Source organism: Lentzea alba (genome assembly GCF_011067745.1).
Taxonomy (GTDB): domain Bacteria; phylum Actinomycetota; class Actinomycetes; order Mycobacteriales; family Pseudonocardiaceae; genus Lentzea; species Lentzea alba.
The window spans coordinates 1-14,962 of the sequence record NZ_JAAMPJ010000009.1 but is presented as its reverse complement, the minus strand read 5'-3'; the positions used below and the strand labels follow the sequence as shown (position 1 = coordinate 14,962).

Annotated in this window: 8 protein-coding genes; 3 read left to right on the top strand and 5 right to left on the bottom strand. The window is 66.0% G+C overall.

From position 1 onward, the window contains the following. Positions 1–325: 325 nt before the first annotated feature. The 3 genes from G7043_RS29540 to G7043_RS29530 all read left to right on the top strand — a co-directional run bounded on the left by G7043_RS29540 (position 326) and on the right by G7043_RS29530 (position 4,201). Positions 326–865: a TetR/AcrR family transcriptional regulator gene (locus G7043_RS29540; RefSeq protein ID WP_242642820.1), complete on the top strand. Its 540-nt coding sequence runs from the start codon at positions 326–328 to the stop codon at positions 863–865. Then, a complete protein-coding gene (locus G7043_RS29535) occupies positions 862–2,475 on the top strand; it encodes a CocE/NonD family hydrolase (protein WP_166051138.1) in 1,614 nt (537 codons plus the stop codon). Before G7043_RS29540 ends, G7043_RS29535 begins: the two co-directional genes overlap by 4 nt. Positions 2,476–3,676: 1,201 nt before the next feature. Then, complete coding sequence (locus G7043_RS29530; protein WP_166051136.1) at positions 3,677–4,201, top strand: toll/interleukin-1 receptor domain-containing protein; 525 nt, start codon at positions 3,677–3,679, stop codon at positions 4,199–4,201. 5 nt (positions 4,202–4,206) lie between these two features. Here G7043_RS29530 and G7043_RS29525 read toward each other — a convergent pair whose 3' ends face one another. From G7043_RS29525 to G7043_RS29505, 5 genes are all read right to left on the bottom strand, one after another. Further along, a complete protein-coding gene (locus G7043_RS29525; protein WP_207311925.1) occupies positions 4,207–7,854 on the bottom strand; it encodes an nSTAND1 domain-containing NTPase in 3,648 nt (1,215 codons plus the stop codon). A gap of 138 nt (positions 7,855–7,992) precedes the next feature. Further along, positions 7,993–8,382 carry a hypothetical protein gene (locus tag G7043_RS29520; protein WP_166051134.1) on the bottom strand — a complete coding sequence of 130 codons (390 nt, stop codon included), beginning with the start codon at positions 8,380–8,382 and terminating at the stop codon, positions 7,993–7,995. 887 nt (positions 8,383–9,269) lie between these two features. Next, positions 9,270–11,048, bottom strand: coding sequence for a hypothetical protein (locus G7043_RS29515; RefSeq protein WP_166051132.1), 1,779 nt, complete (start codon positions 11,046–11,048; stop codon positions 9,270–9,272). Between the two features lie 346 nt (positions 11,049–11,394). Continuing rightward, positions 11,395–12,555, bottom strand: a complete 1,161-nt coding sequence (locus G7043_RS29510) for an McrC family protein (protein WP_166051130.1) — start codon at positions 12,553–12,555, stop codon at positions 11,395–11,397. Further along, positions 12,552–14,765 (bottom strand): McrB family protein, encoded by a 2,214-nt coding sequence (locus tag G7043_RS29505; RefSeq protein ID WP_166051128.1) that lies wholly within the window; start codon positions 14,763–14,765, stop codon positions 12,552–12,554. Before G7043_RS29505 ends, G7043_RS29510 begins: the two co-directional genes overlap by 4 nt. Positions 14,766–14,962 lie beyond the last annotated feature (197 nt).

Sequence of the window (14,962 nt, the reverse complement as noted above, 5' to 3'; positions counted from 1 at the left end):
GCGAACTCGGAGTCCGACACCATCCGCGACCACGGCCCGTCCACGGCGACAACACGCACCGCGCCAGCACTCCCGCGCGGTCAACCATCGGACGAGGGCGCTAAGCCGCCCATCTACGTCATCAAGGACGCCTCAAGACGACAAGACTTCGCTCCCGCAACAGCAGACTCACTGGCCTCGTCGGTCACATCGAGTACGGCAACAAGTGACCATAAAATGACAGTTGTCAATTTACTGACAGACGTCTAGCCATGGTCCCATGGAGCGGGAACCGGCAAGTGAGCCCTCAGTGGACCGGCGGGTGCGGCGATCGCGGACAGCCTTGATGCGAGCCGCGGTCTCGCTGGTGGCCGAGCGCGGCACGGCCAATGTGTCCGTGGGTGATATCGCCGAGACCGCCGATATCAGCCGGCAGGCCCTCTATCAGCACTTCGGCGACCGCGACACGCTCCTGCTCGAAGCCGCGCTCGACCTCCTGCGCAGTGCTCTGCAGCCCTCGCCGCCCGACGAGTCCGCCGGCATGAGCGATCGAGACCACGTGTTGATCCTCGCCCGGCATTTCGCCGAGCACGGGCCCTTCTATCGGGCGATGCTCACCAGTCCGAGCGGATTCGCGTTGAACCGAGCGCTGTCGGACTTCTTCCTCCCGTTCACCCGCGCCAACGTCGCGCGGCGCTGCGGCAACGACCTGGATTCACGGACGGTCGACGATGTCGCGGCCTTCATCACCGGCGGCTCGTCCGCGTTTTTCAATGTGTGGGTCGTCGAGTCCGACGACCCACTCGATCCTGAAGCCCTCGCGGATCGGCTCATCCGGGTCACGACCGCCTTGGGCACCATCGCAACAGAGAGTCCGCAACTATGAAGCTGACGAGCCGCATCCTGGAACGATCGCTGAAGCTACCGCCACCCCAGACCCGTGACCTCGCCGTCCACCGGGACCTGCGCGTGCCGATGCGAGACGGCGCTGTCCTTCTCGCCGACCGGTGGGCGCCGCGCTCGGGTGCCGAAGGCCTACCGACCCTCCTCATGCGCTCCCCCTACGGCCGCGCCGGCCTGATCAGCAACGCCATGGTTACCCCCTTGGCCGAACGCGGCTTCCAGGTCTTGATCCAAAGCACCCGCGGCAGCTTCGGCTCCGGCGGCGTGTCCGACCCACTGCGCCAGGAGCGCGAAGACGGCCTGGACACCCTCGACTGGGTGATCGCCCAACCCTGGTTCGGAGAGGCGATGGTGCTGTTCGGCGCCAGCTACATGGGCTTCGTGCAATGGGCAGTCGCGGACGAACTCCCGCCCCAGGTCAAGGCCATGATCCCGCAGGTGAGCGAGTCGGCCCTCACTCGGGAATTCCTGCGCAGTGACGGCTTCTCACTGGAAACGCCGTTCTCGTGGGGCGGGGTAGTCGCTACGCAGGAGCGCCCGCTGCGACTGCTGCGCATCCGTTCCCAGAGCCGCCGCATCGAACGCGCGATGCGGACGCTTCCGCTCAAGGACGCGGACGTCAAGGCGGTCGGGGAGCGATCGCAGTACCTTCAAGACATTCTCGCGCACGACGCCGACGACCCGTTCTGGTCCCGGCTGGACCACCGTGAGCGCGTGGCGAAGACCGCCGCCCCGGTGAGTTCCATCGGCGGCTGGTACGACATTTTCCTAGCCGGACAACTGCGCGACTTCCGGACGCTGCAAGAGGCGGGAAAGAACCCGCGCCTGACCATCGGGCCCTGGACCCATGCGGAGAGAAACAACGTCGCCATCATGGAAGCCCTGGAATTCGGACTCGCGCACGCCCGCGGCGAAGCCCCACCCGATCGCGCTCCGGTGCGGCTGTACGTAATGGGCGAGGAGGCATGGCGCGACTTCGAGTCCTGGCCCCCGCCCGGCCACGAGCCGCTTCGGTTCCACTTGCAGTCCGGCGGCGGCCTGTCGGCCGAAGCGCCGCCGGAGGGCGAACCCTCCCAGTACCGGTACGACCCGGCGGATCCCACGCCCGCAGTGGGCGGTATCAGCATGATGCACGGCGGACGCAAGGACAACCGCGCCCTGGAGTCACGGCCCGACGTACTGACCTTCACCACCGCCCCGCTCGAAGCAGATGTGGAAGTGGTCGGCGAGGTGAGCGCCGAGATCTGGTTCCAGTCGAGCCTGCCGTTCGCCGACGTCTTCGTGCGGCTGTGCGATGTGGACGAGGAAGGCAAGTCCTCGAACGTGTGCGACGGCCTGACCAGGCTCACCGGCGCCGACATCCCGACCCTCACAGAGGTCAACCTGTGGGCAACCGCCCACCGCTTCAAGCGCGGCCACCGCATCCGCGTGCAGGTTTCCAGCGGCGCCTTCCCCCGATACGCCCGCAACCACGGCACCGGCGAACCGATCGGAACCGCCATCGAACTCCGCGCCGCCGACCAGACCGTCCACCACGACCCGGCACGGCCATCCGCAATCATCCTGCCGTGCAAGGCGTCAGCGGACAAATAACATCGGCGGCCCTGGTGATCTGCACCTGCACTGGACCCGGCCGGGCGGCAGCGAACAGATCGGGCCGGTGACCACCTGCGTCCTCGAGATGGTCTCACCTCAACGGTCAAGGACGAGTCCGGCGGGAGTTCCCGCTCAGGACGGTGTTGTTCGTCGCCTTGACGCGACATGGCCAGGAGTTCTTGGCTCCTTCATCGGCCTGTTGATCATGAAAACGATGATCAAGCGAAGATCGTTTCGAGCGCACGAAAAAGCCCGCTGATTCTGGGTTTTCACCCAGAATCAGCGGGCTGATTCAGACCGTCGGGACGACAGGATTTGAACCTGCGACCCCTTGACCCCCAGGGCCGCCCGATCAAGTGCGGCACCAGCGGAAACACTGAAACCGCAGGTCGCGCCGGTGCCGTTGACTGCCGTTCGATGCAGTCAAACACCGTTGACGCGCGATGGATCCTCCCATTTGGCTCCCACTCCCAGCCGCCACCATCGGTCCGATAGGACCGTCATGGCGGTCAACGCCACGGGTCCAACTCCGAATGGCGTGGACTGCAGCGAAACGGCTCTTGACGTTGTCCGTGAACCGCCTCGAGTCGAGCAACTCCAGGACAACACGCTGGCAACGCCTCCTCGCTGACGTCACCGACTCCTTCAGCGACGTGGTCGAGCATCGCGGCCAACTCAGCCGGAGGTACCTCCTCAAGGGATCGCGGTCCCAGTTGGCGCACACGCACTCCGACTGGTCGGGCACCGATACGTGCGCGGCTTGACACCACTCTCACCAAGCGGGTTGTCCTTGATGAGCTCATCGTTGCTCACTGCCTGGGAGATCGCCTTGTTCAACTCACCGGCGACCAGCTTCGTGCCCGGACTGCACCCGAGGCACGGACGTAAGCGGTCTGCAGACGGCGACCCAGCACGGTCACCTTCCGTCTCGACGAGACGCACCAAGCCTTCAGCTTGCTGTTAGCGCGTTCTGGATCGCCGAGACGCGTTCACACGATGCTCAGTGCGCGAACGCCTCGCACCGGGCCAACAATCATCTCACGGCACACCCGCCCAGAAGCTCCTTGCGGCGTACGGACCTGTGCTGAAGCGCTGCGAGCCGCTCGGGTTTCGTCCGAAGCTGCCGGTCGTGCTTTCGGTCCTGAACTTTGAGGGCTTGACTGCGGAAAAGTCCTCAGTCCCGAGCAGGAGATTCCCGATGAAGGCGTCACCACGGACGGCAGGCCAGCCCGACGACGTTCTCTCCCTGCCCAGCCCGCGTGCGGTGGTCAAGACCGCCACACCTGACCTGCCGAAGATCGATGCAGTCGAGTGGTTCGACGTCTTCCTCGCCTACAACACCCACGACCTCGCCAACGTTCTCGAGATTGCCGACGCACTGCGCCGGCACGGCATCCGACCGTGGATCGACGTGGAGCAGGTCCGTCCCGGCACATGGGCACAGGACGCGATCCAGTCGGCGATCCGCGCCGTCCGCACCGCCGCGGTATTCCTCGGGCCGAGGGGTGCCGGGAGGTGGCAGATGCTGGAGATTCGGGCGTTCGTCGAACGATGTGCGACCGAGGCGATCCCTGTCGTGCCGGTGTTGCTGCCGGGTGTGCCGGAGCCGCCGCCGGAGCTGATGGTGCTCCGCCAGCTCAACTACGTCCGGTTCCGGCACTCCGTGCGGGAGTCCGGCCCGCTCCGGCGCCTGTGTTGGGGCATCACCGGCCAGCGGCGGTAGGCGGGTCAGCGGCAGGGCGGGCGGTACGGCTCGCCGGGCACGAACTGCGCCCACTCCGTGGGAGTGATCGGTTTCCCGACGGTTTCACACACCCACCTGGAGGTCGCTGCCACGTCGATGTTCCAAAGCCGGACGGTCCGATCCCGTCCCCCGGCGACGAGCCTGCGTCCGTCCGGGCTGAACGCCACCGTCAGCAGTCCGTCCAGAGCGGACAGCGTACCGAGATGGATCGGTCGTTCGGGGTTCTGGATCTCCCACAGCCACACGGTCCGGTCGGTGCTGCTGACGGCCAGCTGCCTGGTGTGCGGGTGGAAAGCCAGTTCGTAGACCTCGCCCACCGGTCCGATGAGCGGCGTTGGCAGGGTGCGCGGCTCGTCACGTCGGCTGACGTCGACCAGCCGGACCGAGTAGTCCGAGCTGCCGAAGGCGAGCACCGCGCCGTCCGAGCTGAAGGCGGCCGCGTAGACCGGACCTCCGAACCCGGTGATCGTCGCGCGCAGGCTGGGCCGCGTCTTGTCCGCGATGTCCCACAGGTAGCCCTTGCCGTCAGCGCTGCCGGCGGCCAGCAGCATGCCGTCCGGGCTGAACCGCACCCCGTAGACGATGCTCGTGGACGCTTCCAGCGTCGACACCAGCTTCGGGCGCATCCGATCAGTGATGTCGACGAGGCGAACGGTCTTGTCATCGCTGCCGACGGCCAGCGTCGTACCGTCCGGACTGATGACGAGGGCCTGGACCGTGGCGGTCGCCGCGCTCACTCGCACGGGCTGCCGAGGTGGCTTGCCGTGCCAGAGGGTGACGGTGCCGTCGAGAGAGCCGGAGATCAGCATGACACCGTCGGACGTCACCGTGGACGCACCGCTGAGTGCCGACGCCCCGGACTGCTCGTTGACGGTCTTCTCTTCGGCCAGGACGGGTCGGTTCGGATCCGAGACGTCCCACAGCCGCAAGCTGTTGTCCCCCGCGCCAACGAGGAGACGGTTGCCGCTCACGTCGAAGTTCGCCGAATAGACCTGCGTCCCGGCACCCGTCAGCATCGGACCGGGCACCGTCCACGTCCTCGTGAAACCGTCGGTGGCGAGGGTCAGCAGCGTGTGCCGGTCGAGGTACTCGATCGCCGTCGGCGGTTTCGGATGCGGGAGTTTCCCGAGCACCTCGCTGGTCTCAAGATCCCAGTGCCACAGCAGGCCGTCCGAGCTGCCGCCGGCGAGCTTCGTGCCGTCCGGGCTGAAGGCGACGGTGTTGACCCAGCTCGCCGGTCCCGTCCACCGCCGGGGAGGGCGCGCCGGATCGTCGAGAGTCCACGTGAACGCCGAGTGCTCAGCCGCCGTACCCACCGCCAGCGTCTTGCCATCGGAGGCGATGGCGATGGCGAAGATCCGGCTCGTGGGGCCGCGCAGCACCACGTGGTCTTGCGGTGCTGTCACCCGCCACAGGTGCACCGTCGCATCGTCAGAGCCAGCGGCAATCCTCTGCCCGTCCGGCGTGAAAGCGACGTCCTTGACGGCCTGCGTCGGGCCGGAGAGCACGCTCGGGGCCTCCGCGCCGCCAACCGGCCACGTGCGCACCATCGCGTCGCCACTGCCCGCCGCGAGCAGCCGGCCGTCCGGGCTGAAGGCCAGCGAGAACAGCCGTGAGGGCCCGAACCCGGCTGTTCCGACCATCACCGGGCGCTTGGGATCACTCACCCGCCACACGGTCACGGCGCCGGTTTCGCTTCCCGCGGCCAGCAGAGCGCTGTCGGCGCTGAGCGCGATCGCGGCCACCGGATGACCGGCCGTGAGGTCCGCGACCGGCTGGCCGCCCCGCGTCCACAACTCGACCTGGCCCGTGTCGGTGCCGATCGCGACCAGGGCCGCGCCGGCCGCCATCACCTGCGCCGTACCGTTGCGCGCGCTGAGCCGACCCGGTAGCGGTCGCGCTGACGAGTCCAGCACTGCGGACCGCGCCTCCGGTGTTTCCGCGAACTGGTACGCCGCCAACGTCAGTTGCGCCGCCAACGCCGGATCCTTGTCGCGCAACCGATCCGCCTTCGCCGCGATCTCCCTGGACAACGCCTTGCGGTTGTCCTCGGCCGCCACCACGGACACCTGGCGGGCGTACAGGCCGATGCCGGAGGCGACGAGCAACAGCACCACCGCGATCGTGATCAGCTGGTAGACCCTCCGCACGCGCCGCCGTTCGGTCGCGCGTTGGGCGTCCCTGCGCTTTACCGAGGCGTTCAGGAACTCACGCTCCAGCGGGTTGAGGGCGTCCTGCGGCCCCGGAGACTTCGACCATTCCAGCGTCGCCACGAGCGTGCCGCCGTGGAACAGGTCCTCGTCGCGGCAGCCGTTGTCCTTCCAGCTCTGGGCGGCCGCGGTCAGCCTGCCGTGCAGGTGATGGCCGACCCGGTCGTGCGCGAGCCACTCCCGCAAGCGCGGCCACGCCGTGAGCAGCGCCTCGTGGCTGATCTCGACAGTCTGCCGGTCAGCGGTGAACAACCGGTGTGCCACAAAGACTTCCAGGACTTCGCCGATGTCGTCAGCATCGAGCTCGTCGCGCTGGACAAAAAGCTCGTCGAACGTCACCCGGCGACGCGTGTCCGCGGCGGTGTCGTCTACCCGCACCATCCGCAGGAGAAGATTGCGGGCCGCAGTTCGTTGGTCGGCTGTGAGCGATTCGTATGCCGCGTCGGCGGTCCGCGCGATCGCACCTCGCACACCGCCCACCCGCTGGTAGTGATCGACGCCGATCGTTCGTTTTGCGGCACCGTTCTCGCGCCACAACTCGACGATGCTGTGCAGCGTGTGGGACAACAGCGGCAAACCGCCGGACTGCTGCATGGTCTCCTGGAGCAACAGTTGCACGAGGCCAGGCTCCAGATCGAGCCCCACCGACCGAGCCGGTTCGACGATGGCCCGGTGCAGCTGGTCCTCGTTCATCAGTGTGACGAGGACCTGACGTTCGGCCAGACTCACGAGCTCCGGATGGCGCAACGCGTGCGAGTAGAAGTCGGCGCGCAGACCGAGCACCACCGCTCCGGTTCGGCACAGCACAGAACCGAGGAACGCATCTCGATCACGTTGTTCCGCACACAGCGTGAACAACTCTTCCAGCTGATCCACGACCAACGCCGCGTCCTCTGGGACGTCGTAGAGCTGCCGCAGCGGCTCGGCGGTCGGTGTGATCACGACGACGCGGTCGAGCCTCGGGGCCACGCCCGCGCGCAACAGCGAGGATTTGCCGGAACCGGACGGGCCGACCACCAGAACCGGTCCCGTACCCAACGCAGTCACCAGTTCGGCGGTGAGTTCCTCCCGCCCGAAGAACAGGTCGGCGTCATCCGACTCGAACGCGCGCAACCCCCGGTAGGGGTTCACCACCGAGCCGGCGCGACGAGCAGCCTGCCGCACCCGGGTCAATACCTCGAACCACTGGCTGCGCCCGGCCCCGTCCACACCGAGCGCGTCCAGGAGACGGCCGAACTCGCGCTGCATCGACAACTGCGGGAGGTGTCTGCCTTTGCACCACCCGGAAATCGTGGTGAAAGGCAGATCGCACTCCGACGCCAGGCTGCGCAACGACTTGCCCGCCGCCTTACGCATCAGCTCCAGGGCGTGCGCGAACTCGCGAGAAGTGCGGATGTCCAAGGCGACCTCCTCGTGCGCCAAGCAATCAACGGTATGGATCCGCGGCCCGCGACACAGCGGCAAAACGGCGCAACCACCAAATTCGCCTACGCCGGGAATCGATTCGAAGAGTTGATGGCCGGACCACCTGCCCAGCCATCAACCGTTCGCGTCACTCAGCTAGGCACAGACCGTGCCGTAGTAGTACGTGCCGCCGTCCTGGATCGAGGCGTACGAGCACATCGGTTGAGAGGCCGCCACCCGCCAGTACGGAGACCAGTTCTGGGTCGCGTAGTCCAAGCCGTAAGCCGTGTTCTCGTTGGGGTTCTTGTCGATCGCGGAGTACAGGCTTCGTGCGCCGATGTACGACGTCGTCCGCGTCCAGTTGCCCGAGCAGGACCAGGACCAGCGCATCTCGACCAGCCCGATCACCTGCCCGTTGCGGGTGATGTTCGTCGAGGCGACCGTGAACGCGTTCGGGCAGTCGTAGTAGGGATTGCCGTTGCCGCCCACGTCGACGGCCGACGCAGGCGACACGTTCACCAGCATCCCGGCAGCGAGCAGAATCACCACCGCGACGACATTCAACTTCCGTCCAGGCACAGTTCCTCCCGGTGAATGAACGAAGGTGCAGCCCTTGCACCCACACTTCTTCGTAGTGATCACAACGGAGGACGACCAGGGAAAAGGCGTTGTCCGTACACTTTCCGCGCCCGCAGGGAAAGGATCCGTACAACTCCGTACGATGCGGCGATCACAGCTGGCTTTCCGACGAGGACAGACATCACATAACACTTGGTGGCGGAGGCGACGCAAGCCGCGCAGCTGAACAGCACGCCATCAAACCGACACGGGTGGTGGAGGTTGTCTTTAATCGGTAGGCCTGCACTCGGCAAGTACTGCCGACCGAGCACAAGTTTGGAATCTCCAGAGCGTTGACCCGCGCCAGAAGCCCGGCGCCCCTGTTCGGCAGGTGCTCATCCCGGAACCGCGACAGGGGCGTTCCGGAGTTCTTGGCCTGCTCTTGAATGCCCACGACAACGCTCCCTCATGATCACTCTGACCGTGTTCACGGTGCCCAGGAGGCTCGGGTGTCTACTGGCTAATCTCACCCCATCCCGGTAGGAACGAGGGGACTCGCACGTCAGGCATGCAGGCCGACGCGGCGGATCAAGTCGACCGTCGTGAAAGCGGTCAGCGGCAGCCGATCAAGAAAGGCTCCTTCGGCGGGCAGACCGGCCAAGACCGGCCTGCCGAGTGTTGTTGAAGTGCGGCTCCAGTCTCAGGACGGTATGGCGCCCAGCTAGACGAAGCGCGGCAGACGCGCCGGTCGACGAAGATGCGCGAGAGCAGGGTGCCTAACACCGTCCGCGCCCGCGACGATCTGATCGTTCAGCTACATCGCTTCTGGAAAGACTCGGGATACCGGGAAGCTCACCCGGCCACGAACTGTTCGATCAGCTCGGCGCCGACTGGGCATCGCAGGTCGTGGCCTCGAATCCAATCGGTTTGGTAGACCTCGTGCCGGTACTCTCGCTCTTCTCGCCCGCCTCAATGGAGGCGTAGCGCCGCCGTTGGAGCTCATCGCGTTCAGTGTCAGGGATCGTCATCGACTCGGCGAGCACGGCGGCGAGCGCGTCTACTTGAGTGTTGTCGACGTCGGGGTGGAAGAGCCACCGGATGTTCTCGTCGCGTGTGATGAGGTCGATCACCAGGCGTGAACTGCTGTCCGGTGCGGTTGGTGCTCGGACGTAGCGCACCTGGTCGATCGGGATGTCCTGGTGGGTCTCGGCCTGCTCAAGCAAAGTGTTCGTCTTGGCCAGAATGATGCGGCGATCCGTGACGGCGACCAGTGTCCTGTCCGTGGTCTTGTCCATCGCTGCCGCCAACACCCCCATCGCTCCGCCGACGAGCGCGGAAATGGGACCGTCGTCGTCGAGCTGCTCGGGGAAGCCAAGGGCACGCAGAGTCTCACCGTCGTCGAAGAGCCACCGCAGAACGCGAAGGTACGGCTCTGAGTCCAGCGACTCGAGTCCGCAGATGACGTCAGGGACGTCGAGCGGAGGAACCGGCGGGTGGAGAGAGTCGGCAAGAGGCTCGATCGCCTCCAGAAGCCGGGCGGAAACTTCGCGCGCTGCCTTCACGTCCTTCCGCTTTCCCAACAGCGGCCACACGTCCGGGTCGCGGAGCTCGGCTGTGATCCGAAGCTCCCGGACCAGCGCGTCGACGAGACTCGTCATCTCGGCGAGGGTCGAGTCGAACTCCACGCGAGTATCGCGGGCGATCACCTCTGCGTACTGCGCCTCGGCAGCGTCTTCACGTCCAGCGGCTCTCGCCCTTGCGGCGCGAAGCGCGTGATACCCCGTCCACGCATTGAGAGAGGACAGCAGGGCGTGGACGTCGAAGGCGATCACCTCGACGTTGGCCTGTAGGTACTCGCGGTGACTGCGCGCGTCGGCCCGATCGATCCGCTTGACGTGGTGGCGGACGTTTCCCTGATAGAGCTCAAGCTGCTTCTGCAGCAACGCTCCGCTGCCCGCGACGTCCTCCCACAACGACGTCGGAACCGACTCGATCTCTCGCGCCTGGTCGACCGCGCGATCAACGGCGGCGACGAGCCCCGTCAGTTCGGCCCACTGATCCTTGCGGATGACGGTGAGGACCTGGTTTGTCACCGCGAGGTTGGTCCTGACGAGGCCCGAGACCTCGTTCAGCATCATCTGCAACGCGACCATGGCCAGTGCCGGCCCGACCGAGGCCGCGATCTGCGCCTTGCTCACCGCAGTCACGGGGTAGAAGCGGGCCTGATGCAGGATGCCACCGGGGCCCATCACCGCTCCGAGGTTCCCGCCGTCCTTGACGGCGAGCGTCGCGCCACTCTTCAGCAGGGCCTGTGCCGTGTCGCCGATCCTGTAGAGCCCCTGCACGCTGGCGAACGCGTTTCCGAGATTGCCGGCCACGGTCGCCGCGTTTCCGATCGAGGCAAGGATTGCTGAGATCTGCTTGCGGTCGGCCGCTGGCACGATCCCGAAGTCGATCAGGTCGGGCTTCAGTTCCGGCGGGACCTCGCCGGCGACGACAGCCACTCCTGGAAGCACCTCCACCAAGACCGTCGACGTCGTCGATTCGGTGCCCGAGTCGGACGTCGAATCGTTCGCAACAGGCATATTGGCGGCATCTCGCCGGCCGTTCTCCTCAGGCTCGGCGATCTCCATCGAGTCCGAACGGTCCTGCATGCGATCTTCTCCCCACAGGCGCGCAACGGCCGTACCTCGTCGGCGTTGACCGCCGAAGTCTACGGCTCAATGCCTTCGGACAAACCGAATCCACCGACGTTGAGTCTCAAACGGCTCATGACATGAGCGGGCGAGCGATTGGCGAGTCGCTGGCTGCGGTACTTCAGTTGCGGATTGACGCGGCCGCGGGGCGGGGTCCTCGCGCTCGAGGTCACGCAAACTTCACCAGTGCCTGGTCGAAGTCTTCGTCCGCTTCCTTGGGGATCGCGAGCGCCTGCGCGAAGTGCGGAAGGCTTCATCAAAGCGTCGTAGGTCGTAGTAGGGCGCTTGTTCGTTGTCATGGTTGTCAGATCCAAGCCGAGCGCGCGAGCTGGTTGACCTGGGCGAGCAGATCACGAGGCGCGGAATCGAGGTCCAGCGGGTACTCGGTGATCGTGATGCCGGTGTTGCGGATCGCCCGCGGTGCCGAACCGCCGGTGCCGCTCGCATAGACCAGCCAAGCACGATCGACCTGCAGCGCGGTGCAGTACGCAAGCACCTGATAGACGTCGGCATTCGGGTAGCCGCCGGAGCGACCTTCGAGCTTGTACTTGGCGTCCACCACGAATCGGGGCTTGTGGTCCACCAGGTGCACCACGTCGACTCTCAGGACGATAGCGCCGCCGGTATCGAGGGTGGCCGGGTACTGACTGTGAGTGCGTCCCTGATCGGCGCGCCAAGCCTCGCGCAGTGCGGTGGTCACGAAGTCCTCGAAGACCCGCTCCATGTTGACCACGAACGCGGCGATGGCCAGGCCGTCCTCGCCGACCTCGAACGACAGGGTGTTCAGCACCAGATCCGCGATGCGCAGTGCCGGGTGGTAACGGGCGTTGAGCCGGTGCGGACGCCACCGTGGCAGCGGAGCGCCCGTACGCAGCGTTGACGCACCGTCCAGACGGTTGTCCAGGTGACGCAAGCGGGTGCGCAGCGCTTGGGGAACGCGGGGGACGCGACACATCCGCCGGACCGCAGCGCGCAGTAAACGATTCTCGGCGATGTCCACTGTGTACTCGTCGTGAGTGATCTCCAACGGCATCATCCGGCCTGGGCGGCGGGCTATCTGATCGGCGACCCGGACTCGGCCGCGCAGCACGCTGCTGGTCGTCTGATCGGTCGTGTAACCCTGCAGCACCCCGCCAGCCAGTGCGCGTTCAGCGTTGCGGCACAAGGTTTCCGCGACGATCGGCCACAGGCCGTCAGCTTGGACGCCCTCGACGTCCTCGGAGAGGAAGCCCGGGTTGGCCGCATAGCCGAGCAGGAACAGCAAGCGCTGGATGCTCACTTTGGGCGTGACCACCACGTCGAGTCCGTGCGCGTGCACGGCGCCGACCTGCTTCATCTTGGGGGTGATCGTGTACGGACCGGTGCCGCGGATCGTGACCAGCTTGCTGTCGCGCAGGTATGCGACTTGTGCCGCGGTGAGCGGCACAGTCGGGCCTGCGGAGGCGTTCTCCTTCAGAACAATCACTGCATACCGCGGATGACGTCGAGACCGAACCTCTCATGCACGTTCTGCCGACTCAACGTCTCGTAGTAGTGCTCCTCCAAGAGCGGCAGAATCGACTGCTCCCACACCAGCTCGAGCCCGCGGTCGGCGTCCGGCTTCATCAGGTACGAAGGGCCGATCTTGAATTCACGGTCCGAGCCGATCGCGCTGTTCAGCTTGGCGAGGAGCTCGGCCCGGTCGTCGGTCTTGGCATTCGCCGCTACCCACCGTGCCAGCAGGTCGCGGACCGGTGGGTGGTCGGGATGCAGCTCGAAGAAAGCGAATCGCCGCCGCATGGCGGCATCCACCAGCGCGATCGAGCGGTCGGCGGTGTTCATCGTGCCGATGACGAACACGTTCGGGGGCAGCTTGAACCGGTCGCCTGGGGAGTACTGCAGGTCGATCGTCGCGTCGCGGTACTCCAGCAGGAAGTACAGCTCCCCGAACACCTTCGACAGGTTGGCGCGGTTAATCTCGTCGATGATCAGGACGTACGGACGGCCCTTGTCAGCCTCTGCGGCCGCGGCAAGCCGGCGCAGCGGACCAGGTACCAGTTCGAAGCTGACGGTTTCGCCGTGCGAGCGCGGACGGAAGCCTTCGAAGAAGTCCTCGTAGGCGTACGACGGATGGAACTGCACCAAGCGAATCGCCGTCGGGACAGTGATGTGACGAGCCAGTTCCCGCGCGAGATAAGTCTTTCCAGTCCCCGGCGGGCCGTAGAGGACGATCTGCTTGCGGTCCTGCAGCGCCGACACGACCTTCTGCAACCACTCCTGATCGAAGTGCAACGAGTCGGCGAGCTCGCTGGTCACCATGCGCAGCGAGAGCTCGCCGACCGACTGCGGCTCCTCGGGCGCGTCGGGAGCGCCGGCGAGGCTGGTGAGCGCAGCGAAGGCTCCCGTGATGTCCACCACCGCGCCCTGTTGCTCGAACTCCCTGGCCAGATCCGCTGACAAAGCCCGGACGCTGGCGACGCTCTGCGGCGACCAGGAAACCGCACGGCACAGGCTCCCGCCGATGCGCTCTGGTTCACCCGTGACCACGCCGGTGTAGACGCGGTCGTCGGCGATCCCCGCCACCAGGTCATCGACCTTCATCGTGGACAGGAAGTGGAAGTAATCGGTCGCCAACGCCCTGCGCTGCACGTAATCGAGGTGCTGGTACCCCTCCTCGACCGCCGCGTCGAGTTGTTCGCGGTCGATCGAGGGATCCAGGTCACCCAGATGATCCGCGGCGATCGAAATGCGCTCGGCCTGGCCGATATCGGGATCGCGCACGAGCCAGGCTCGGGAGGAATCGTCGGTGTGCTTGCGCTTCTGCTTGCGCCACCTCGGTTCCCACTCATCGCTGTAGTAGTGAACGCGCTCACCACCCGCTCGCTCTCGATGCGCGCGATAGATCGCGAAGAGATCGCGGTCGACAGCGACGGCGTCGGCTCCGGTCCGGCCACCGATCTCCGCTTCGAAGGCGTTGCGAATCGCGACCTTGTCCGCCTGGCGGGCAATCGGCAGGAACGTATCCGGAAACGCCAGATACAGCAACGAGTTCCGAATCGCCATCTGGCCGGTGTCCTGGCGGTCAACGAACTCCCGGAACATCCATGGCTCCTCCAGAGCGGCCTGCCGATCGGATGGACTCAGCTCGTGCCACTCCTCGACGAACGACAGCAACCAGCCGAGCTGCTGCCAGATCTGAACATTGAACCCCACACCACCGTGAAACACGCCTGGTCCCTCGAGACCCATGCTGATGTCCGTGGGCACCACAGCAGGTGGGTCCGTCCACGCCAACACCGTGGTGACCCTGCCTGTCTTCACCGCCCCGCTGAGATTCCCCAACGGCAGGGCGTGCAACGCCAGCAACTCCGCCATCAGCAGCACGACTTCGCGGTCTGCGCCGACCAACTGCTCACGCAGCTTCTTCAGGAACGTCCCACGCCCGGCATCAGCGTTGTCGACGATCCGCCTTCGGAGTTCTACGACCACCGGGGCGTCCCAAGCGAGCAACTCCGGCTCGATCGCCGACCTGCTCTCACCCAGGCCGGCATCGATAATCCTCCGGGCAGGCGCCTCGATACGGCGCAGGCCCCACCGGTGTTCGTCAAACTCGTAAGTCACGATCCGCCTATCGCGTCGTTTCGCTGGGCGGTTACGCCCACCACCAAACGGTCCAACGATGCGCTCTCGTGCCATGCCGCACACCTGCCGCGCAGCACGGCTCCGGCCACCTGCAGTCCGCGCAGCACAGTGATCGACCAGAGCTGTGAGGTTCCCCCGGTAGCTCGGAGACTTTCAAGCATGGTCCGATAGGACCTGAAGGGAGTCGTCCGTGGCACCACCGAAGAAGTACCCCGATGAGCTGAGGGCTCGAGCGGTCAGGCTGTACCGGG